At 45.9% G+C, this 22,201-nt stretch carries 22 protein-coding genes; 2 read left to right on the top strand and 20 right to left on the bottom strand.

Features of this window, described 5'->3' with window-relative positions; genetic code table 11:
* Both JDF658_RS14865 and JDF658_RS11320 read right to left on the bottom strand, forming a co-directional pair.
* A partial coding sequence (locus JDF658_RS14865) for a glycosyltransferase (protein ID WP_242946663.1) occupies window positions 1-542 on the bottom strand: 542 nt, incomplete at its 3' end.
* A 65-nt stretch (window positions 543-607) separates the two neighbouring features.
* Window positions 608-862, bottom strand: a complete 255-nt coding sequence (locus JDF658_RS11320) for a hypothetical protein (protein WP_078666222.1) — start codon at window positions 860-862, stop codon at window positions 608-610.
* Window positions 863-970: 108 nt separating this feature from the next.
* On the opposite strand from JDF658_RS11320, the gene JDF658_RS11325 reads away from it, so the two are divergent.
* The gene (locus JDF658_RS11325; protein ID WP_079907711.1) at window positions 971-2,350 is read left to right on the top strand and encodes a hypothetical protein; all 1,380 of its coding nucleotides are present in this window, start codon (window positions 971-973) and stop codon (window positions 2,348-2,350) included.
* On the opposite strand, the gene JDF658_RS11330 is transcribed toward JDF658_RS11325, so the two are convergent.
* The 11 genes from JDF658_RS11330 to JDF658_RS11380 all read right to left on the bottom strand — a co-directional run bounded on the left by JDF658_RS11330 (window position 2,340) and on the right by JDF658_RS11380 (window position 12,070).
* Window positions 2,340-2,945, bottom strand: a complete 606-nt coding sequence (locus JDF658_RS11330) for a hypothetical protein (RefSeq protein ID WP_079907713.1) — start codon at window positions 2,943-2,945, stop codon at window positions 2,340-2,342. The genes JDF658_RS11325 and JDF658_RS11330 overlap by 11 nt on opposite strands.
* 6 nt (window positions 2,946-2,951) lie before the next feature.
* Complete coding sequence (locus JDF658_RS11335; RefSeq protein WP_079907714.1) at window positions 2,952-3,740, bottom strand: LysM peptidoglycan-binding domain-containing protein; 789 nt, start codon at window positions 3,738-3,740, stop codon at window positions 2,952-2,954.
* Between the two features lie 11 nt (window positions 3,741-3,751).
* Entirely contained in the window at window positions 3,752-4,765 is a 1,014-nt protein-coding gene (locus JDF658_RS11340; protein WP_079907715.1) for a CotS family spore coat protein, read from the bottom strand.
* Window positions 4,740-5,084, bottom strand: coding sequence for a hypothetical protein (locus JDF658_RS11345; RefSeq protein WP_079907717.1), 345 nt, complete (start codon window positions 5,082-5,084; stop codon window positions 4,740-4,742). Before JDF658_RS11345 ends, JDF658_RS11340 begins: the two co-directional genes overlap by 26 nt.
* A gap of 10 nt (window positions 5,085-5,094) precedes the next feature.
* Window positions 5,095-6,159 carry a mannose-1-phosphate guanylyltransferase gene (locus JDF658_RS11350; protein ID WP_079907718.1) on the bottom strand — a complete coding sequence of 355 codons (1,065 nt, stop codon included), beginning with the start codon at window positions 6,157-6,159 and terminating at the stop codon, window positions 5,095-5,097.
* A gap of 74 nt (window positions 6,160-6,233) precedes the next feature.
* Complete coding sequence (locus tag JDF658_RS11355) at window positions 6,234-7,220, bottom strand: hypothetical protein (protein ID WP_079907720.1); 987 nt, start codon at window positions 7,218-7,220, stop codon at window positions 6,234-6,236.
* A 4-nt stretch (window positions 7,221-7,224) separates the two neighbouring features.
* Window positions 7,225-8,079: a hypothetical protein gene (locus JDF658_RS11360; protein WP_079907721.1), complete on the bottom strand. Its 855-nt coding sequence runs from the start codon at window positions 8,077-8,079 to the stop codon at window positions 7,225-7,227.
* Between the two features lie 85 nt (window positions 8,080-8,164).
* Complete coding sequence (locus JDF658_RS11365) at window positions 8,165-9,382, bottom strand: aspartate kinase (RefSeq protein ID WP_079907723.1); 1,218 nt, start codon at window positions 9,380-9,382, stop codon at window positions 8,165-8,167.
* Window positions 9,383-9,408: 26 nt separating this feature from the next.
* Window positions 9,409-10,314, bottom strand: a complete 906-nt coding sequence (thrB, locus tag JDF658_RS11370) for a homoserine kinase (protein WP_079907724.1) — start codon at window positions 10,312-10,314, stop codon at window positions 9,409-9,411.
* Window positions 10,314-11,612, bottom strand: a complete 1,299-nt coding sequence (locus JDF658_RS11375; protein ID WP_079907726.1) for a homoserine dehydrogenase — start codon at window positions 11,610-11,612, stop codon at window positions 10,314-10,316. The genes thrB and JDF658_RS11375 overlap by 1 nt, the downstream gene beginning before the upstream one ends.
* Before the next feature lie 14 nt (window positions 11,613-11,626).
* On the bottom strand, window positions 11,627-12,070 hold the full coding sequence (locus JDF658_RS11380) for an ACT domain-containing protein (protein WP_078666210.1): 444 nt from the start codon (window positions 12,068-12,070) through the stop codon (window positions 11,627-11,629).
* A gap of 267 nt (window positions 12,071-12,337) precedes the next feature.
* On the opposite strand from JDF658_RS11380, the gene asnB reads away from it, so the two are divergent.
* Window positions 12,338-14,182, top strand: a complete 1,845-nt coding sequence (gene asnB / locus JDF658_RS11385) for an asparagine synthase (glutamine-hydrolyzing) (protein WP_078666209.1) — start codon at window positions 12,338-12,340, stop codon at window positions 14,180-14,182.
* Between the two features lie 35 nt (window positions 14,183-14,217).
* Here asnB and spoIVA read toward each other — a convergent pair whose 3' ends face one another.
* The 7 genes from spoIVA to JDF658_RS11420 form a co-directional block, all read right to left on the bottom strand.
* The gene (gene spoIVA / locus JDF658_RS11390) at window positions 14,218-15,696 is read right to left on the bottom strand and encodes a stage IV sporulation protein A (protein WP_078666225.1); all 1,479 of its coding nucleotides are present in this window, start codon (window positions 15,694-15,696) and stop codon (window positions 14,218-14,220) included.
* 116 nt (window positions 15,697-15,812) lie between these two features.
* A complete protein-coding gene (locus tag JDF658_RS11395) occupies window positions 15,813-16,415 on the bottom strand; it encodes a GGDEF domain-containing protein (RefSeq protein WP_242946668.1) in 603 nt (200 codons plus the stop codon).
* Between the two features lie 161 nt (window positions 16,416-16,576).
* Window positions 16,577-17,782 (bottom strand): ABC transporter substrate-binding protein, encoded by a 1,206-nt coding sequence (locus tag JDF658_RS11400; protein ID WP_079907729.1) that lies wholly within the window; start codon window positions 17,780-17,782, stop codon window positions 16,577-16,579.
* Window positions 17,783-17,907: 125 nt separating this feature from the next.
* Window positions 17,908-18,939: an NAD(P)H-dependent glycerol-3-phosphate dehydrogenase gene (locus JDF658_RS11405; RefSeq protein ID WP_078666206.1), complete on the bottom strand. Its 1,032-nt coding sequence runs from the start codon at window positions 18,937-18,939 to the stop codon at window positions 17,908-17,910.
* Between the two features lie 4 nt (window positions 18,940-18,943).
* The gene (plsY, locus tag JDF658_RS11410; RefSeq protein ID WP_078666205.1) at window positions 18,944-19,552 is read right to left on the bottom strand and encodes a glycerol-3-phosphate 1-O-acyltransferase PlsY; all 609 of its coding nucleotides are present in this window, start codon (window positions 19,550-19,552) and stop codon (window positions 18,944-18,946) included.
* Window positions 19,549-20,877: a ribosome biogenesis GTPase Der gene (gene der / locus JDF658_RS11415; protein ID WP_078666204.1), complete on the bottom strand. Its 1,329-nt coding sequence runs from the start codon at window positions 20,875-20,877 to the stop codon at window positions 19,549-19,551. Before der ends, plsY begins: the two co-directional genes overlap by 4 nt.
* Window positions 20,870-22,189, bottom strand: a complete 1,320-nt coding sequence (locus JDF658_RS11420) for a DUF512 domain-containing protein (RefSeq protein WP_079907730.1) — start codon at window positions 22,187-22,189, stop codon at window positions 20,870-20,872. Before JDF658_RS11420 ends, der begins: the two co-directional genes overlap by 8 nt.
* Window positions 22,190-22,201: the final 12 nt, after the last annotated feature.

A 22,201-nucleotide genomic window follows, 5' to 3' on the forward strand; every position in this document is an offset into this window, starting at 1 on the left:
TTTTGCGGTACAGGCCGATAGATTGGCTCCGGTGCCTCGTAGGTAACTGTTATTTTTTCAGCAGGAACTTTCAAGATCCTGAGCAAATCCTGTTTTGAACACTCAGAAACAGTAATTATGTGGGCAGCTCTGGCTACAATCCCAGGCATTTCCTGCAAAAATACTTTTAGATAGCCTTTGCCAACCGTTTCCGGATAAATGTATGGTATCAGGTCATGGATGGTTACCACCATGGGACAACTATTGCCTTTGGGCAATCCAATTCCATTCTGCGGCACATGATATAAATCTATTTTTTCATCGGTAATACGTGCCGGAATATGCACTTCTTCCCAGAATTTATCCTTGTTTTTTTCAATGGAGTTAAAAATGGAATCACTGGCTATGTCCAGGTCCCGATATTCGTCCCCGGGCCAGAAAAAACGCCAGTTGAATTCCTGCCGATTTATTAAATATAGAGAGCGCAAGAGCTGGTAAGTATAAGTACCAATTCCCGTTCCCCGGTACCAGATGGCCGCACGGGCATCGATTCCGATCTTCACGGCTGTCACCTACCTCCTGGTTTTAGACAAATTTAGAGAGGATAACGGGCTGCCCTGGCAGCCCGTTAACTGCTATGATGTTTATGTTTTTTCATGCCATAGTGGGGTGGACAATGATGCATGGTCATCATCTGCATCATCATATACATATACATCATCTGCATCATACACATCATTGGGCACATCGAATGACCGTGCATCATCGGATGCATCATTGCATGGGACATCATGGGATGGTACATCATTGGATGATGCATCATAGGCATCATCGGCATCATCGGCATGCATTTATATTCGTCAGCCATACCCTGGCGACACATAGGCCTTCCTCCTCTCAACATGCTGGTGTTGTAATATATGACAACAGCGGTGTTAAGGTGAAATTCTGGCGAATAAATTTATAGTAACCAGCAGGGGGAGGCGATGTTATGTCCATCCGCTTTGGTACAGATGGTTGGCGCGGTGAAATCGGAATAGATTTTATCCTTGCCAATGTGCACCAGGCCATTATTGCTGTCGGAAACTTTTTTTTTCAAAAATACCGGCAAGGTGTGCTCTTGCTAATCGGTTATGATACCCGCTTCCAGGCCCAGCGTTTTGCACACTATTGTGCAGAACAGCTCTCCTGGCTTGGCCATCGGGTTTTATTAGCAAATAAGCCCATAACTACTCCTGTCCTTTCCCATGCTATCCGCCATCTACAGGCGGCAGGAGGGATTATGCTTACCGCCAGCCATAATCCACCCCAGTGGCTGGGAATAAAAATCAAGAATGAGTATGGCTCCTCAGCTCCAGCTAGCGACACAGCCTGGATTGAAACATTGATCGGAAAGGAAACCAAACCTTTCGCCAAAGGTTGCTGGCAAATAAAGGATTTTGATGAAGTATATCTGCAGGCTATACACAACAGGGTCGGAGCAGTTTTTATGAATCAGCCCGGACAAAAAGTGATTGTGGACTGTCTTTATGGTTCCGGCCAGGGCTATTTTCCCCGTTTGCTGGCAAATTATGGCTGGCAGGTAAAAGAAATTCATGCTGAAATTAATCCTGCTTTCGGTGGCTTGAATCCTGAACCCATTGCCGCCAACTTACGTGACTTACAAAAAGCTGTGCTACAGCAACAAACTGTGGGCCTTGCTCTTGATGGAGATGGCGATCGTCTCGGTGTTGTCATCGAAAGCGGAGAAATAATAACCGCTCAGGATATTTTTCTGCTGCTTCTCTATCATCTGGTAGAAAATAAACAAAAGTGCGGCAAAGTGATTAAAACTTTTTCTACTACTGCCAAAGTAGACCTGCTGGCCCGGCTATATAACCTGGAATTAATAGTAACACCTATTGGTTTTAAACACATTGCACCTCTATTGATTCAAGAGGAAAAAGTGGTGATTGGTGGCGAAGAAAGCGGCGGCTTTGGTTTTCCCGATTTCTTACCTGAACGGGATGGAATTTTTTCCGGTCTCAACCTGCTGGAATTGCAACTAATCAGCAGGGAAAGCTTACCTAATCTGCTAAACCAGTTAAAGCAAAAGCTTGGCCCCTGGCACTACCAGCGGCTTGATCTGGTTTGCAGTCCCGAACAACTGGAATGCTGGCATCATAAACTCAATACTATCCCCGCTAAAATCGGGGAAAAAATTAAGCGCCAGGAAAAAATGGATGGCATTAAGGTCCATTTTTCCAGCGGCGCCTGGCTGCTTTTTCGCTTCTCAGGTACTGAACCAGTTTTACGCCTCTATTGTGAAGGGGAAAACCCTGCCGAAGTCGATTATCTGCTTTCAGCAGCTCAGGATTGGCTTAACGATTAAGAAAAACTATCTGGTTAGTCTTAGGATTCCAATACATCAACCAGTAGCCCCAGCCATTTTTACCAGCTTCCCCCAGAGCAGGTTCAAAGGTACGATAAGGTGAAAATGCCCCCGTTTGGCTTAACGGGGGCTGTTCTCTTTTGCCCCAGATACCATGAGCCAGGTATTTGACTTCCCCCCGTTCATCCCAGATTACCCCAATTATTTGCCGGGGATGAGCCGCAGGATCAGGCAAAGGTAGCCAGACCGGCGGACTGGGCATTTTCCGGCTATAGGCAATGATTTTTCCTGGTCGTTTTGGTTTACTGCTCCTGTCCTCCTGACTGATAATAATTTGCTTAATCCTGGCTGGCCGGTCAAGATTAAGGTTGCCGATAATAAAATAACCACTCCAGCCCCACTCCTGCATGCGCTCTAGCCTGATTATCTTATCCTCATCTGTGATCACCCAGGCCCAGTAGCTATTTTTGTTGTTTCCCTGCTGGGCAGGATGACTCCATAACTGTATTTGATACCAGGACTGGTTTTCCATTTCCGACCACAAGGCCATACCCCATTGTTGATTTTCCTCGTGATAGAGCAAAAACTGTTGCATGTTTATCTATCCCCTCGGCACCCAGAGAACTGACCCGGCCAAGAGCTGACAACCAGGGTTGCGCTGTTTCAGAATTTCCTCCCCTACTCCGTAATGGCGGGCAATGGTTTCCCAGCTGTCTCCTTCTTTCACAAAATACATAGTCACTTTTGCTCTCCCTTTTGCCATTGCAATGGGTTTAGGTGCCTGCTTATTAGGAGTATAAATCTTGTTGACACTTATCTCTTTGTTTTCTTTAACTTCTTCTTTAACTTCCCAGATAGGAATCGTCCCTGTTCCTATTTGCTCACTGCATACCGGTTTTACTTCAACCCAATCCTTTAGCCAGGGAGCCATTTCGGTTAATTCCTCAACCCCTGTCTCTATGGATTCCTCGGCTGCAATCTGTTCTTCCGGCCATTTTAATTCCAGTGCCAGTTCAACCGACCACTCGATTCCTTCAGCTGCCAACCAGGCTTCATGGCTTTTTAACTCCATTTCCACATCCGGCTCTTTTTCATTTTCAGGCAAATCAAACTGAACTTGCCATGAGCCTGCTGTTTGTATACTGACAGTAAAAGGTTTTACCTCTGTCTCCTTGTCAAACATGAGGCCATCAGTATCATCGATTTCATCATTTTTTTCCCGTGGGCATTCCCCTTCTATTACAACCTCGACAATCCCGGCTACTGTCCATTTGTCTTCATCCCGGAAAATCTCTTTTATCTCCGGTTTTACCGCCATGGCCGTAATCCGTTCTAATGGAGTAGCATCATCCGATAATTGATAAATCCCCTGACAAACTACCTTCTCCATATCAACCCTCCTCAAATTTGTGCAGCTTTTTTCATTTCCTTCAGGAAGTTAAGCCGCTCTTTTTCCTGTTTCAAAACCGTTTTTATTCTTTTAATAAATTCTCTTTCCGTCCTGGGCAGTTGCTCAATATAGTAAGAAAACCCTAGCTGCCAGAAATCCTGCGGATATTGCCAGAAAGCCACCAGAATTTTTTGTTCTGCTTCTGTAAGGCCATTTAGTTCAGCATAATAGTTGAGAATTTTTTCAGCCGATCTGATTTTCCAGTGATTTTTCTTCATTACTCTGATAACCAAACTCCCAAAATCATGTAAGTGAAGATCATACAGGCAATAGTCAAAATCTATAATATGAGCTTTTCCCTGGTACAAGAGCAAATTATGATGAGCAAAATCATGATGGCAAAAAGTTCCTTTTGTTTTTTCCTTCTGACAATAAAGATAGTAGTCCGTTTCTTCCAGGCGGGAAATGGCCTCTTCCCCCTGAGCGATATAATATGCCAGATAATGCTTATACAACCGGTCAAACTCACTAAGTCTGTCTTTTTTTTGTAACTGTTGCTGAAAGTTCCTTAAATCATGTAATCGATTTTTAAAATAAGCTGGCCAGCGTCCCAAGTGAATCCGGCCAGGATAAGGATTATGAGGGTAAAAACCCTGTCCTGCCAAACGCAATGCAACCAAGAGATCGACAGCGGCCTTAATATGTTCCCATTTTTCATAACTTGCTTTTTTACCATTTAACCAGGGAACTGCAAACCAAATCCCACGCTGGTGGTCAGGTACCCAGCCCTTTCCCTCGATGGTCTGCTGAATAGGGGGGAAATATTCAAATCCTTTTTTCCTCAAGTGTTCACTGACCTGCCAGATAAAGCTAAACTCTTCTGGTGGATATTCAACCCATTTTATGCCCCAGATACCATGACGCTCGGTATGACAGCGCCAGATTCGCCGTATTTTTTCTACTCTGGTAACTTTGAAGCCATAGGCTTGAATTACATACTCAGGAATCACTGGCAATCCCCCCATTTAACAGCCACCACCTCTGATGCACCGCCGGGATTTTGACCGGCTGGGCTGGTAATACTGGGATATAATAAGAATTGCCAAAGAAATTGAATTTCTTAGTACCATCCTTTAAAATCAAACTGATTTGAAAAGTTGAAAAGGGCTGAAGAGATGCCGTACCTGCTGCATAATTAGAGGCCAGTGGTTTAACCCTTTCAGTATTAATTTTTAGTTCCTGAACAGACCAGGTAGAGGGCCATTCCGCCTGCCAGCCGTCCTGGTAAAAAATTAGCTGGAGTTTCTCTGATTTTCTTCCCCAGAAGATTACAGACCAGTACATAATGACCACCTCAAAAATAACGCCTGTATTCCGAATTTCTAACCAGTTTTACCATTTCTTTTACTTCCTGGTCTTTATCTTTGGGGCATATTAAAATCACATCATTTGTTGCAATCACGATCAGGTCTTTGATACCGATAGTGGCCAGCAGCTGGTTTTCTGTAACTAGAATACAGTTACTGGTATCAAGACCCAGGTGTTGCCCCATTACCACATTTCCTTCATCACTAACGGGTAAAACACGGCCTAGAACACTCCAGCTCCCCAGGTCATCCCAGCCAAAATCAGCGGTTAAAACCAGCAAGTTATCAGTTTTTTCCATCACCCCGTAATCAATTGATACTTTAGGCAGAGGTCGATAAACTTTTTTAATAATCTCTGTCTGCTGAGGAGTACCCCAATATGGAATTACCTGATTGAGAGCTTGATGTACCTGAGGCAGGTAGCGTTCCAGGGACCGCCACATAACCTCTGCTCGAAAAATAAATATTCCAGCATTCCAGAAAAAATTTCCCTGTTCCAGATATTTAATGGCAGTATCTAAGTCCGGTTTTTCCCGAAAACTCTTTACCTGCCAGACCCCCTCTCTCTGTTCCAGCCCCAGTTCTATATAGCCATAAGCAGTTTTCGGTTCACTGGGTTTTATGCCGATAGTGATTATCCAGTCGCCTTTTCTAGCCCACTCTATACCTTCCTGGACAGTTTGAAGAAACTTTTCCTCATCCGCTACAAAGTGATCAGATGGCAGCACCACCATTACTGCCTCAGGATTCACCCGGTAAATATAACTTACCGCCAGGCCTATACAGGATGCTGTATCCCGCCGAACTGGTTCCACCAGCAAATTGCTGAACAGGCACTGGGGCAATTGATTGATTACTGTTTGTACATAGTGTTTGTTGGTAACTACCAGAATCTGATTGCGATTAAGAATTCGGTTGACGCGATTAAAGGTAGTTTGCAATAGACTGTTATTGCCGAACAGGGGCAAAAATTGTTTAGGAAATCGCGAACGGCTTTTGGGCCAAAACCTTGTACCCGTCCCGCCAGCCATTATCACAGCATAAGTATCCATTTCTCTCCTCCTCCTTAGCCGAGGTATTCCATTATATGCCTTCCTCGGGCCAGGAGTGACAAAAGCCCAGGTACTCAGGATAGAACTAAACCGATTTCCCTTTCCCTGATAATTTGCTGTAAAAACTCCCGCTTGAGCCGGTCCAGTTCAGCTTCTTCCTGTAACTTAAGCATAAAATTGCTTTCATCCAGCACTACTTCGGTCTGATATTTCCGGAAAAGCCGGTACTTACGCATGGGAAAAGCCAGATATGATACCAGTACTTTCCATTCCTCTCCTTGTAAGGGACGATAGGCATCATAAATATCCAGTAACAATTTTCCAACATACAGATCCCATTTATATTTGGGTAAATAACGGCTTAACAATCGTGCTAAATCAAAAACCTGCAATTCTCTTTTGATGGGCTCCTCTTTGACAATAAACATGCCTGTTTCCTTGACGCGTAAAAGGGCACTTTCCCCATAAGCACCATGGGCGAAAACTCCCTCTTTTTGCGCATTATCCCTCAGACTTTCCAGATTAATCTGTTCCCACAATTGAGAACAAACTTGCAAGTCCCCGAGAAATTCCCCGCTATTACGGACTGCTCCCCAGTCCTGAAGTCTTTTCCCCCGTTGAACTAGCTGGTCTTTAAATTCTCCCCAGAAAATGCCTTCATCTTCAGTACAAGTTAAGCCACGCGCTGCCTGGTGAAACTGGGCCAGGGTTTTTACTGCCAGATCCAGCTGAGGTAGCTTGTCAAAATCACACTCTCTGCCATCACGCCAATCGGTTAGATACCAGTAGTCTTTTCCCCACTGGACATAGGGCTCTCCATATTTAGTCAAAATAAAACGATTTATTCGCCTAAAGCCCTGTTTAGCCAGATGTTCAGTGGCCCTGCGCACAAACTTAATTCCCGCCAGTTCCCCGCTATATTTTTTTAAATGTTTTGGTCCTTTTTCGGTCATTATCTTATACCCTGTTTCGGATTTTTTAATTTTCTTAAGCTGACGCAAATTGTATTCATGTAAGACTTCATGAACAATCAGTTCTTCATCCTTTTCCTCCCAGTACATCCGATCACCCCCAAAGTCCATTAACCAATTTTTCAATAAATATTTCTCTTTTTTCCTCAAAATGAGCCAGCGATTCATAGCGAGCAAAACCCAGAGCTATTTTCCTTGGAATAATCAATGCTGCCTGCAACAATGAAATCTCTTCATCTCGTATATTTCTGCATTCTATGTAGTCAGACCAGATCTCCAGCAGCACTTCATCCTGCCACTGCCACATCCAGCCATTCAATTCCAGCCAGCGGGCAATCTCCAGTGGCGGGATACAGCAACATATCCCGGCATAGTTGTTAAATATAGCTCCTCTGTCGCCAATACTCCAGGAAATTTGACGATAATCATCTATTCCAGGACAATTTTGGGCCAGCAGTTTTTGCCAGTAATTTTTAATTTCCTGCCTGTTAGCAATTTCTGCAGCCCTGGCTACCTTTTCAGCCAGAGCTGTAACTCCTTTAGCTTTCTCCCACCAGGGCTGAGGTATTTTTAACTTTTCCTGACAAGTCCCCTCGGCAGCATGCATAACTTTTTCATGCCACTCAGCCAGAGTCTTCGTCATTTTTCTGCGCTGCTCTGCTTTTTGCCAGTCAGCCGGAACAATTTCTTGCCAGTCGGTTAAAAAAAATATATCCCCACTCTCACTTTTTCCCCAAAAACTGCCAAAACGATCCTGCCAGGGCTTAATGAGCCAGTTCGGCCTTAAGGTACCGGTGGACTCCAATATTTTGAGCAAGTCATACTGGTTAACCAGTAAATATTTTTTACCCTTATCTGTCAGCAACTTATAACCTGCTTCTCTCTTTTCCCAATCGACTATTTCCAGATCATAATCGCTCCCGATTGCTGACAATTCCTTTTCCAGCACTGGCTGTCCCTCCCTTTACCCTCATACCTGTCCCTTTTCTCATGTTTATGCCAGAGGCAAAAAAAATAGCCCTGATTCCGCAGAATCAAGGCTTTTCCAGTTGAAATTTGTTATGCAAGGCCAGTACCGCCAGTTTGACATCACTGGCTCTAATAATGCAGGAAATTTTTATCTCAGAAGTGGCAATCATTTCTATATTAATGCCTTCCTCAGCCAGTGCTTCAAACATTTTGGCTGCCACCCCGGGATTGGAAACCATTCCTGCTCCGACTATGGATACTTTTGCTACATCTTCATCGTAAGTGTAGCCTTTAGCGCCTAGCAAGGAACAGGCCTGCTCCACTGCAGCCAGGGCCCGGGACAAGTCATCATGGGCACAGGTAAAGGAAATGTCATTGGTGTCATTCCTGGTCGCACTCTGGATGATCATATCTACATTGACATTTTGTTCTGCCAGTAACTGAAATAGAGTTCTGGCAACCCCCGGCCGGTCTGGCACATCAAAAATAGCTATTTTGGCTACATTTAAATCATGGGCTATACCGCTTACAACCCTTTCCTTTTCCATGGTACTCTCCCTCCTGACTATTGTCCCGGGCTCATGATTAAAGCTGGAACGGACATGAATTGGCACATCATAGTTTTTAGCAAACTCCACTGCCCGAGGCTGCAATACTACCGCCCCCAAACTGGCCAGTTCCAGCATTTCATCGTAGGAAATATCCGCCAGCTTTTTGGCCTGGGGTACAACTCTGGGGTCAGCAGTATAAACCCCGTCAACATCAGTAAAAATTTCGCAGACATCTGCTTTTAAAGCAGCCGCTAGAGCCACCGCGGTCGTATCTGAACCACCCCGGCCAAGAGTGGTTATCTCGCCATCCTCATTTAACCCTTGAAAACCAGCAACCACTACAATTTTGTTATTAGCCAGTTCTTCCCGAATTCTCTGGGTCAAAACCTTTTTAATTCTGGCTTTATTAAAAACATTATCAGTTCTAATCCCTGCCTGGGGACCAGTTAAAGAGATAGCTGCTACCCCCTCCGCCTGTATTGCCATGGCCAGCAGGGCAATGCTGATTTGTTCCCCGGTGCTCAGCAGCATATCCTGTTCCCTGGGATCTGGGTCCAGGGTAATTTGTTTCATCAGGTTCAATAATTCATCGGTTGTATCTCCCATCGCCGATACAACTACAACCACCTGATTACCTTCCCGGAAACATTCCACGGCCCGGCGGCCTACTCTTTTAATTCTTTCTGCATTCGCTACAGAACTTCCGCCAAATTTCTGGACGACCAACGCCACCCCGAACACCTCTCCTATCTAAATTTCTAAGTTTCAATCCATACCCCTCTGTTTGCAGGACTTAACAAATAAGCATCTGAACTAATCCCCTTCTTTTTTAATGCTTCCTTCACCGCTTCTGCCACTTGCTGCTTGAGTTCCGGCGCAACCAGGGCCAGAATTGTGGGCCCTGCCCCACTCAAGGCTGTACCATAAGCTCCAGCTTCCTGAGCAGCGGCCAGGGCTTCATTCAGCCCCGGGATTAATGGCATGCGGTAGGGCTGATGCAACCGGTCGGTCATAGCCACCGCCAGTTTATCCCAGGCTTTTTGAGCAAAAGCGCCCACCAGCAATGCCACCCGATTGACATTAAATACCGCATCCGCAAATGAAACCGTCCGCGGTAATACCTGTCTGCTCACTTTAGTCGCCAGCAAATATCTGGGGACAACTGCTATCGCTGCCAGTTCCTCAGCAGGCACTTCCCATCTCTGCCATTCCACTCTATTTTCAGTTTTAACGGCGACTACGCAACCACCCAGTAACGCCGGTGCCACATTATCCGGATGCCCCTCCAGTGTCGTTGCAATTTCCAGCAAATCCTGCCTGGTAAAAGGTTCACCTAACAGCAAATTCCCCGCTACCAGACCAGCCACCAGCGCTGCTGCACTGCTTCCCAGTCCTGCCCCACCAGGTATCTTGTTCAAGAAAAAGACGTTCAAGCCTGGCATTTTCTGCTCGCATCTTACGAAGATTTCCTGACAGGCTTGCAAAAACAGATTATTTTCCGGTTTCTTTAATTCTTCCGCGCCCCAGCCTTCAATTTCCAGTCTAAATTCATTTTTCGCATTTAATTCAACCCTGATTTCATTGTATAAATTCAAAGCCAGGCCAATGCAATCAAAACCCGGTCCCAGATTAGCAGTCGTAGCCGGCACGCGGATTGTGAACACTAAACTTCCTCTCCTTCCACTCTGATAACATTGGCAATCTCTTCTACTGTAGTCATGGCACCTATAGTCCGCAAAGCCTGTCGCACATTCCCCTCTTTGGTATAATGGGTTACCAGTACCAGCTCAGCCTTATCACCGATGGTTTCTTTTTGAATGACTGTACGCAAGCTTACTTCTTCCTGGCCAAATACACTGGCGATAGCCGCTAGTACCCCTGGTTTATCCAGGACACGCAGCCGAATGTAATATTTCCCTTCCATCTCCTGGATCGGAATAATTTCCTTTTGTTCATAACAGGTGCAGGAGATCCTGCCGCGGTTGCCCAGATTGATATTGCGGGCTGCATCCATAATATCCGCAACTACCGCACTGGCCGTAGGCAACTCTCCCGCTCCCCGGCCATAGAACATGGTATCGCCTACTGCATCACCACGAACGAAAATAGCGTTAAAGGCATCATTAACCGCAGCTAAAGGATGGTACTGGGGAACCAGGGCCGGATGTACCCTTACTTCTACCCGACCTTCATGCTCTTTGGCTACACCCAGCAATTTTATCACATACCCCATTTCCCGCGCGTAGGTAATATCCTTGGCAGAAATCCGGGTAATACCCTCGACATATACCTGGTCAAAGGTAATTCTGGTATGGAAGGCTATAGAAGCAAGTATCGCCAATTTACGGGCTGCATCAAATCCCCCTACATCAGCAGTGGGATCAGCCTCAGCATATCCCATCGCCTGGGCTTCTCGTAATACTTCTTCATAATCTGAACCTTCCTGGGTCATCTTGGTCAACATATAGTTGGTAGTACCATTGATAATTCCCATAACTTGACTGATATTATTGGCAGCCAGGCACTGTTTTAGTGGTCTAATAATGGGTATACCACCACCAACACTGGCTTCAAACAACAAATCAACCCTGGCAGCATCGGCTTCAGCAAAAAGTTCCTGACCATGCTGAGCAATTAAATCCTTATTGGCAGTTATTACACTTTTGCCGTTTCGCAATGCCTGTAATACCAGCTCTCTGGCTAGCTCAGTACCACCCATGACTTCAACAATAATATCAATCCCAGGATCATTTACCAGCTGCCAGGGATCAGCTGTAAATAAATCCTGAGGCGCCGATATTTGTCTGGGTTTCTTGAGATCACGCACGGCAATACCGGCAATTTCCAGGCCAATTCCTACCCGCTGTATCAGTTTTTCCTGGTTGGTTGTTAAAATCCGGTAGACTCCACGACCGACAGTGCCAAAGCCAATTATTCCGATTTTTACTGCTCTTTTTCGCAAAATAACCCCTCCCCTTAGTTCTGTCCTACCACTTCTACACTGCGGACACCTGCAATGTTTTCAATAGTGCGCACCAGGCCATCTACATCCTGCATCATTTCCGCCGTCTCAAGACTAATGGTTACATTGGCCATTCCCTGTAGTGGTAGATTCTGGTTTATGGTCAAAATGTTCCCTCTTACGCTGGCAATAGTGTTTAACACATTCGACAAAATACCGGCTTTGTGTTCCAGCAATAATGCCAGAGTGACAATTTTACCGCGACTGGCTTCATAGAATGGAAAAATCCCATCCTTATACTTGTAAAATGCACTTCGGCTCAGGCCAACCTTTTCTACAGCTTCATGAACAGTACTGGCCTCACCCCGGGCCAGAATCGCTTTCGCCTGGGCAGTTTTTCTAATCGCTTCCGGCAAAATGTCCTCATGAACTAGATAAAACTTTTTCTCTCTACCCACTCTCCTCGTCCTCCCTTTCTGTCTTTCTCTCACGGAATGATGAACCTATATGAAAGACATTATATACAAAGATATAAATTATGCCAACTAATTGAGTGATGGTTATAAAGAAATATCTTTACTCTATACTGTTTTTCAGCTTATTTCTCCGTTTTTTATACAGGAAAACTTTTTTTACGACTGGCATAGATTATTAATACCGCGGCAATGGGGGCGTTCGGTAAGATACCGGATGACTTTTTTATTTAGGGACAAGGAGGGAGTCGCATGTGTGGAATCTCTGGCTGGATTGACTGGGAGGCCGATTTAACCCAATCAGCAAATATATTGCAGCGTATGGGTAATACCCTGACTGCCCGTGGTCCGGATGAAGAAGGCTATTATTTCTCTTATTCTGCAGCACTGGTACACAAACGCCTGGTGGTAATCGACCCGACAGGTGGCAAACAGCCCATGCAACGCCTGGAAAAAGGTCAACACTTTGTGCTGGTCTATAATGGCGAATTGTATAATACTGAAGAAATTCGCTCAGAGTTGCTTGCTGCTGGTTATCGCTTTTTCTCCTATTCCGATACCGAGGTTCTTTTGCTGGCTTTTATTCACTGGGGTGCTGCCTGCCTTGACAAACTCAATGGTATTTTTGCCTTTGCAGTCTGGAATGAAACCACGCGAACTCTTTTTCTGGCCCGGGATCATCTGGGGGTAAAACCTTTATTCTACTACCCCCTCGCATCTGGATTGCTATTCGCTTCGGAACCCAAAAGTATCCTTGCTCACCCGGCAGTAAAACCAGTGCTTACAGCAGAAGGACTGGCGGAGATTTTTCTGATCGGCCCTGCCCGTACCCCGGGTTATGGTGTTTTCAAAGGTATGTATGAATTAAAACCAGGACATTATCTGGTTTATAGCCCTCAAGGTCTTGAAGTTCAACCTTACTGGCAGCTAACCAGCTTCCCCCATCAGGACAATCTGCTGGAAACTTCAGCACGGGTCCGTTCTTTATTTATCGATGCAGTACAAAGACAGTTGATTTCTGATGTACCAAGATGTACGCTTTTATCCGGGGGCCTGGATTCTACCGCTATCACAGCCATTGCCGCCCGTACTCTCACCCAGAAAGGGGAGGAATTGCAGACTTTTTCAATTGATTATTGTGGTAATGACCAGTATTTTCAACCTTCTAGCTTTGTTCCCGATGATGATAACCGCTGGATTAAAATTGCCAGTGAACACTATAATACCAGCCACCACCGGGTTTTACTGCACTCAGAAGATCTCTATAATGCTCTTATACCAGCATTAACAGCACGAGACTACCCCGGCATGGCAGATATTGATTCATCATTACTGCTGTTTTCCCAGGAGATTAAAAAGCGAGCCACTGTTGGTCTCTCAGGCGAATGCGCTGATGAAGTTTTCGGTGGCTACCCCTGGTTTCATCGCCCCGATGCTATCCAGGCTAATACATTTCCCTGGTCATTGAACCTGGATTTAAGAACAAAACTGCTAAAACCTGGCCTGCTCCCCAAATTAAAACCCTACCAGTATGTAAATGAGCGCTATCAAGCGGCCCTGGCTGAAGTTCCGCGTCTGGCAGGTGAAAGCCCTGAGGCTGCACGTTTGCGCGAGATAGCTTACTTGAGCCTGACCCGCTTTATGCCCACTTTACTGGACCGCAAAGACCGAATGACAATGGCTGCCAGTTTGGAAGTGCGGGTGCCCTTTTGTGATCATCGTCTGGTGCAGTATGCCTGGAATATACCCTGGGAGCTCAAAAATTATGGCGGTCAGGCCAAGGGTATTCTCCGTCTTGCTTTAAAAGATTTATTGCCTGAATCAATTTTAAACAGAAAGAAAAGTCCCTACCCCAAAACCCATAATCCCGGATACTATCAACTGGTCAGAACAGATCTCTCTCAGATCCTGGCCAGGAAAACAAGTCCACTCAGAGAAATTGTTGATCTGGATTATCTCTCCTTTTTACTGGAACAGGATCCGGGGCGTTTTAGTTACCCCTGGTTCGGTCAGTTAATGAATTTGCCTCAGCTGTTTGCCTATTTGATTCAAATTAACTACTGGCTGGAACATTACCGGATTCAGCTGGAAGTATGAAAAAACAGGGTCGGCCCAGCAAGCCGACCCTGTTTTTATACAATAATACAAATCAGGCCACCACTACCATCATTGACCACCCTCTGCAAAGTTTCCTGGAGTTTGACTCGGGCACTTTCCGGCATCCTTTGCACCTTATTTTGTATTCCCTCCCTGACTAGATCATGCAATGTCTTGCCAAAGATTTCTGATTGCCAGATTTTTCTGGGGTCAGTTTCATATTCTTTCATCATGGATTGTACCAGATCCTCACATTGTTTTTCGGTTCCTATAATGGGGGTTATTTCAGTGGCAATATCCGCTCTGATAATATGCAAGGAAGGAGCGCTGGCTTTCAGCTTGACGCCAAATCGATTGCCCTGCCTGATCAATTCCGGTTCCTGCAGATTCATTTCATCCAGACGCGGTGTAACCACACCATAACCAGTAGATCTTACTTCTGCTAAAGCTTCCGCTACTTTATCATATTCCCGTTTTGCCACTGCTAGATCCTGCATTAAACGTAAAATATCATGCTCTCCCTCAATTTCAAATCCAGTTACTTCCTTTAACACTTGCAGGAACAAGTCCTCCCGGGCTTCCATGTCCACTGTAGCAGCACCAGTTCCCATATCCATTTCCCTCAGCGCTACTCCAGCCACAAATTCATGTTCCCCCAGTGCCTCCACTGCCCGATCCACGTCTCGCAGGCGCTTTATATAACGCACTGCATCCCGAACAGCGCTTTCAAACTTTTCCCTTAACCAGTGATTGGGGGGTAATTCCTCAATCCAGCGGGGTAAATTAATATTTACTTCATTAACCGGGAACTCAAACAGTAACTCCTGCAGGATATTGATAATCTGCTCCTGATTCAGCTCTGCACAATCTACCGGTAAAACCGGAACATCAAATTTACTGGCAAGTTCCCGGGCCAAATCCTGGGCCTCGGCCCCATGGGGCCTGGTGCTATTTAATAGCACGACAAATGGTTTTCCCAGTTCTTTCAGTTCAGCAATAACCCTTTCCTCTGCCTCCTCGTAGGCATAGCGCGGCAAATCAGTGATAGTGCCATCAGTCGTTACCACTATCCCGATGGTGGAATGGTCAGTAATCACTTTGCGAGTACCGATTTCAGCTGCTTCCTGAAAGGGAATCGCTTCTTCCGACCAGGGAGTATGCACCATTCTGGGCCCTTCGTCCTCCTCATAGCCCAGGGCTCCTGGTACCGTGTAGCCCACACAGTCTACAACCCGCATTTTTACCTTAACACTGCCGCCAATGTTGATTTCGATTGCTTCATCAGGAATAAATTTGGGTTCAGTGGTCATAATTGTCCGTCCAGCCCCCGATTGAGGCAACTCATCCCGGGCCCTTTCCTTGTCATAGACATTTTTGATATTGGGGATGACCATAAGTTCCATGAATCTTTTAATAAAAGTGGATTTACCCGTACGGACAGGACCCACCACCCCCAGGTAAATATCGCCATTGGTTCTTTCGGCGATATCGTGAAAGATGTCTATCCTCTCCATAACCACGCCTCCCTCCTCCTGTTACAATTTTCCTGCCAGTTTAGACAGGCAGGTTTTAACACTAAAAATATATTTGATGTGGACAAAAAAAATGACGACATACAATGATTTAGTCGTCATTTTCCCAGAATCGCCTTGTGTTGCTTTTTTTGCTGGTACATTAATTCATCAGCTGTTCGCAGCATGTCCTCAGGAGTAAAATCATTTTGATATTCTACCAGTCCATAGCTCAGTCCAACTTTATAGTCCACTGCTTGCTTAAAAGCATATTGCAAGCGCTCCATAATCTGCTCTCCTTCTTTTCTGCTTACTTCTGCCAGCAGCAGGGCAAATTCATCACCTCCATAGCGAAAAGCAAAATCCACATCAATGCGAAGCTGTTCCTGGCAAACAGAACCAAAAGTCTTAAGGACCTGGTCACCAGCCAGATGACCAAAGGTGTCATTGTATTGCTTGAAACAATCAAGATCGATCCAGGCCAGTACGAAAGGACGCCCATAGCGGCGAGCCCGCTGCACGAATTCTCGCAACTTCAAATGTAAGTATCTTACATTATAGACACCAGTTAAATCATCTATAATGGCTTTATGATACAATTCGCGATTTAACCTTAACAACTCTTCTTTTTTGTTTTTTTCCCGCCACCAGGCCCACTGGGCCAGTGCTGCCCAGATTGATAACGCCGGCACCAACCAGACAACCCAACCTATTAATTCCATCACAACCAACCTCTCCTATTGTTTGAGCATATTTTCTCTATCTTAATAGATGGTATCATATAACAGTATCAGCTGGCAAGGGATTTTTCGCTACAATTTTCGACAAAAAGCAAAAAAAGTAAACGCCTGCATTATAAAATATGCAGGCGTCTTTACCTCAGTTACGGTTCCACCCTGGTGCGGAATTTGAGAGCACCATTATTGTATTCCATGATTACCGCACTCTTAACCGGGTTATGTTGTGCATCTAAGGTAATGGTTCCGGTTACACCTTTAAAGTCTTTGGTAGCAGCCAGGGCATCCTTGATTTTGACAGGGTCAGGAGTCCCAGCAGTTTTGATAGCTTCAAACAACACTTTGGCAGCATCATAGGCCAGAGCAGCCAGAGCATCCGGTTCCTGACCATACTTGTCCTTGTATTTCTTGACAAACTCCTGTACCACCGGAGAAGTATCCATAGTGGTATAGTGGTTGGTAAAGAAGACATTGGTCAGTGCGCTTTTGCCAGCGATTTCTAACAGCTTGGGGGAATCAAAACCATCTCCGCCAACGATAGGTTGGGTAAGCCCTAGTTCCCGGGCCTGACGGATAATCTTACCTACTTCCTCATAATAAGCAGGGACATAGATTACATCAGGATTCTTAGCCTTGATTTTGGTCAGGGTAGCTTTAAAATCGGTATCCTTGGCGACAAAAGCCTCTTCGGAAACAATTTCACCACCCAGTTTGGTAAATCCACTCTTAAATGCTTCTGCCAGCCCCTTGGAATAGTCACTGGATTGGTCGACATAGATAGCTGCTTTTTTCGCCTTCAGGTCATTGAAAGAGAAGCGGGCTGCTACATCACCCTGGAATGGGTCAATAAAGCAGGTCCTGAAAATCCAGTCTCTGGTTTTGTTGGTTGCTGGATCCACAGTAACCTTGGGGTTAGTTGCCGTAGGGGTAACCAGCGGGATCTGGTTCTGAGTTGCTACTGGTTCTGCTGCCAGCACATTGGAACTGGCAACCGGGCCCATTACCGCCACTACCTTGTCCTGGGTCACCAGTTTGGTCATGGCATTAGTGGCTTCAGCAGCATCGCTCTTGTTATCTGCTGTAATCAGTTCAATCTTTTTGCCATTCACGCCCCCTGCCTGGTTAAATTCTTCCAGTGCCAGCTTAATCCCGTTTACACTGGAATTCCCGAAAGTGGCAATGCCTCCGGTCAGCTCAAAGTTAGCTCCTACCTTAATTACATCTCCGCCCGCAGCACTGTTATCCTGGCTTTTGGCGGTCGGCTGGTTGCTACTGCCGCTGCCACAACCTGCTAAAAGCCCTACCCCCAGCAGAGCCGCCAGAGCAGCAGCCATTGTTTTGCGTACCTTCATTCCTGATCTCTCCTTCCGTACTGCTGTTGTAGATTATGATTTGCAATTCGCTATTATTCTACAACACTATTTGTCTCTCTGTCAAGAACAAAAAAAGAGGCATTTAAGCCTCTTAAGCTCTACTTTTACCAGTGCTGGTTTAAAACCACCTCTTCCATCTCATGGGTTTTACCCCTTTGCATCAGTCTGGCTACTCCTTCCCGGGGGTCTGCTCCAGCAAACAGCACCTGATAGGCCTGTTCCGTGATAGGCATAGAAACCCCAAGGTTCTGAGCCAGACTTCTAGCTACTTTACAGGTGCGCACCCCTTCAACTACCATTTTGATTTCAGCCAGAGCTTCCTCCAGTTTCTTGCCCTGCCCAATCAATATTCCGGCTCTTCTATTGCGGCTATGTAAACTGGTACAGGTGACAATCAAATCACCAACCCCTGCCAGACCAGCAAAGGTTAAAGGTTGAGCACCTAAAGAACTGCCCAGACGAGCTATCTCCGCCAGACCCCTTGTCATCAGTGCAGCCTTGGTGTTGTCCCCAAAACCCAGTCCATCCGAAATACCTGTACAGAGGGCAATGATGTTTTTCAAGGCCCCCCCCAGCTCCACGCCGACAACATCGGGATTGGTATAAACGCGAAAAGCAGGAGACATGAACAAATCCTGCGCAGCTTCAGCTGTTTCCCGTTTGGCTGCCGCTGCCACCACTGCTGTGGGTATTTCCCGCCCTACCTCTTCGGCATGACTGGGCCCTGATAAAACCACAATTTTATCCCGAAACACATCCGGCAATTCAGAAGCAATTACCTGACTTAAACGCAAGAAAGAGCCTTCTTCTAGACCTTTGGCGGTATTGACTATTAATCTATGTTGTTGTGGTTTTAAAAAACCGGCGACCCTTTTAATAGTTTCCCTGACCGCATGACTGGGCACGCCCAGGACAACCGCTTCCGCATCAGCCAGGGCCAGTTCTAAGTCCGCCGTCAACCGCAATTGAGGTGGCAAACTAACACCGGGCAGATAGCTGCGATTCTCCCGATATTCCAGCATCTCCTCTATTTGCTGCTGACGACGGGCCCACATAGTTACCTCTTTCCCATTCCGGCTTAATAGAACCGCCAGGGCTGTAGCCCAGCTGCCGGCCCCAATAACCGCTACCCTCATGGTGCTAATCCCTCCTCTTTCCACTGCGACCAATCCGGTTTTCTGTCCCTGTACGCAAACGCTGGATATTGCTCCTATGCCGCCAGATAACAATACTGGCGCCAATTATACCAAAGATGCGAACTGCCCAGGATGGCTCAAACATCAAGAGCAGGAACGGGGTACAGGCTGCTGCTATTAATGAGGCCAGTGAAACATAGCCACTTATGTAAAGAATAGCACCCCAGATCCCTAAAGCCAGCAAGGTAATAGACGGATTAAGGGCAAAAAGTACCCCACCACCTGTGGCTACAGCTTTACCTCCTTTGAACTGTAAAAACACCGGATAGGTATGGCCCAGAACTGCTGCAATCCCCAGTGCTACTCCCCAGGCCGGTCCTCCCCAGAGTTTGCCCAGCCAGGCAGCTACTGCCCCCTTGGCAAAATCACCTGCAAAAGCTATAAGCCCGGCTTTCCAGCCCAGTGTTCGCCAGGTATTGGTAGCTCCGACATTCCCACTGCCATAGTTGCGGATATCGATTCCGGCCACAGCTCTGGCCACCACATAGCCAAAAGCAACAGACCCTAGAACATATGAAGCGATAACCAGGATAATTCCTAACCACCAGTTCATTCTTTTTCCTCCTGCCGGTTACGGGGAATAATCCGTATGGGAGTACCCTCAAAGCCGAAAGTCTGACGTAACTGATTCTCAATATATCTCTGATAGGAGAAATGCAATAATTCACTGTCATTTACAAATAACACAAATGTAGGCGGTTTAACAGCTACCTGGGTAGCATAAAGGATTTTCAACCTTCTACCCCGGTCTGAAGGCGGTGGATTCAGATAAGTGGCTTCTCTGATCAGGTTATTCAAAATACTGGTAGCAATTCGCATATTTTGTTGATCTGCTACAAATTTTACCAGTTCCAAAATCTTGGCCACTCTTTTCTTGGTTCTGGCAGAAACATAGATGACCGGAGCATATTGCATAAAACCAAGACCTTCTCTCAATTTCTCCGTATAACGCAAAGCCGTTTTATCATCTTTTTCCACCAGGTCCCATTTGTTTACCACCAGGATGCAACCTTTGCCACTTTCATGGGCATAACCGGCAATTTTCTTGTCCTGCTCTGTCAATCCCTCTACCGCATCTATTACCATCAGGACTATATCACTTCGATCCACTGCCCGCAAGGATCGAATTACAGAATAGCGTTCCACTACATCTGCGATTTTGCCTTTGCGTCTCATACCGGCAGTATCGATGATAATGTATTTTTGGCCATCCCGTTCCAGGGCAGTATCAATAGCATCGCGTGTAGTCCCAGGCACATCGGAAACTATAACCCGTTCTGTCCCCAGCAAAGCATTAACCAGAGAAGATTTGCCCACATTGGGTCGGCCTATGACAGCTATTTTTATTACATCATCATCTTCTTCCTCCCCTTCTGTCGGTGAAAAGTGTTTCACCACTTCATCCAGTAAATCCCCAATATTATAGCCGTGGGCTGCCGAGATCAGAATAGGTTCCCCTAAACCAAGGGCATAAAACTCATTGTACTGTTCAGTGTGATCAAAATTGTCCACCTTGTTCACTACCAGTACCACTGGTTTATTGGCCCGGCGCAGCATATTGGCTACTTCTTCGTCATTGATGGTCAGACCTTCCTTTCCATCAACTACAAATAAAATAACGTCTGCCTCCTCCATGGCCAGCTGGGCCTGGTGTTTCATCTGATTGGCAATTTCATTTTCGATCCCGGAAAATTCAATACCACCAGTATCAATTACAGTAAAAGCATGGTCTAACCAAACCGCATCCCCATAAATCCTGTCTCGCGTAACTCCAGGTATATCTTCAACAATAGCCAACCGGCCACCCACCAGCCGGTTGAACAATGTGGATTTGCCTACATTTGGCCTCCCCACTATGGCTACAATTGGTTTACTCACCTGTCAACCACCTCTTTATCATAACTACTAAATCTTCCCCGTTACTACTGATAACTTCAACCTTCACTCCAGCTTTATCTGCAATTTCATCTACAGTCATTCCATCCAGGGTAACCATCTCTCCACGTCGAAAGATAATATCAGGCAGAAAAACCACATCCACATTTTGCGATTCAGATAAAGCTGCTAATATATCTTCCCCGGTTAACAATCCGGTAACCGTCACTGTTGGGCCAAAAAAACGGTTCGGGACAGCCAGAACCTCAAATTTTGCCCCGGTAATTGCCTCCGCCTCTGCGGCAACCTGCTGCAGTACCCTTGCAAAAGAAACCCCCGTGATCCACAAAGCTTTCCTGCTCTTACCCTGTTTTTTGGGCAGTTCCTCTTTTGAGTCCTCCCAGTTATCAAGAAATGTCCTGACCAGGCCAACCCCGTTTTCCAACTGGGGAAAATCCTCATAACGTTCATTCTCAGGAATGGATCGCCCTGCCATTAAATAAAACTCATCGGCTGCATAAACTAGATAGCAATCAAACTCCTGCCGGTTCTTTTCCTGCCAGCGCTCTACCTGGTCAATTAAGTTTGCGGCCTCTTGAGAGGTAAAGGTTCTTAATTTTGCTAATCCATTGCGATGGGCTGTCAGCCCGACAGGAACAACCGCAATAGACTGAACCTGGGGATATAAACTTACCAGATCAGCAACAGTCTTGTCCAGCTCTTCCCTGTCATTGTAATCAGGTACACAAACAATCTGGGTATGAAGCTCGATTCCGGCAGCTGCTAATCGCTGCAATTGTTGTAATATCTGCCCCGCTTTCCTGTTACCCATCAATTCCTGTCGCAATTCCGGGTTAGTCGTGTGTACTGAAACATAAAGCGGACTTAAATGTAGTTTTTCAATGCGTTGTAAATCTTCTTCTCTTAAATTGGTTAAGGTAATAAAATTCCCATGCAATACCGAAAGACGGTAATCATCATCTTTAACATATAAACTTTCCCGCATCCCTGGCGGCATTTGCTCCACAAAACAAAATTTACAACGATTGGCGCAACGTTTAATCCCATCGAAAACTGCGCTTTCCAGCTCTATACCCAGGTCTTCATCCCATTGTTTTTGTACAGAAAGAGTAAAAATTGCCCCACTTCGTTCAATAGTTAAGCTCAACTTTTCCTCGGCCAGAGCGAATTGCATATCGATTAAATCCCTGACCGCCTCACCATTAACTGCTAAGATCCGATCGCCTGGTTTAAGCCCTATCCGTTCTCCAAAACTTTCAGTCTGGACACTGGCAATAACAGCTGCTTGTGTCATATTCCACCTCAA

Source organism: Carboxydocella sp. JDF658 (assembly GCF_002049395.1).
Taxonomy (GTDB): domain Bacteria; phylum Bacillota.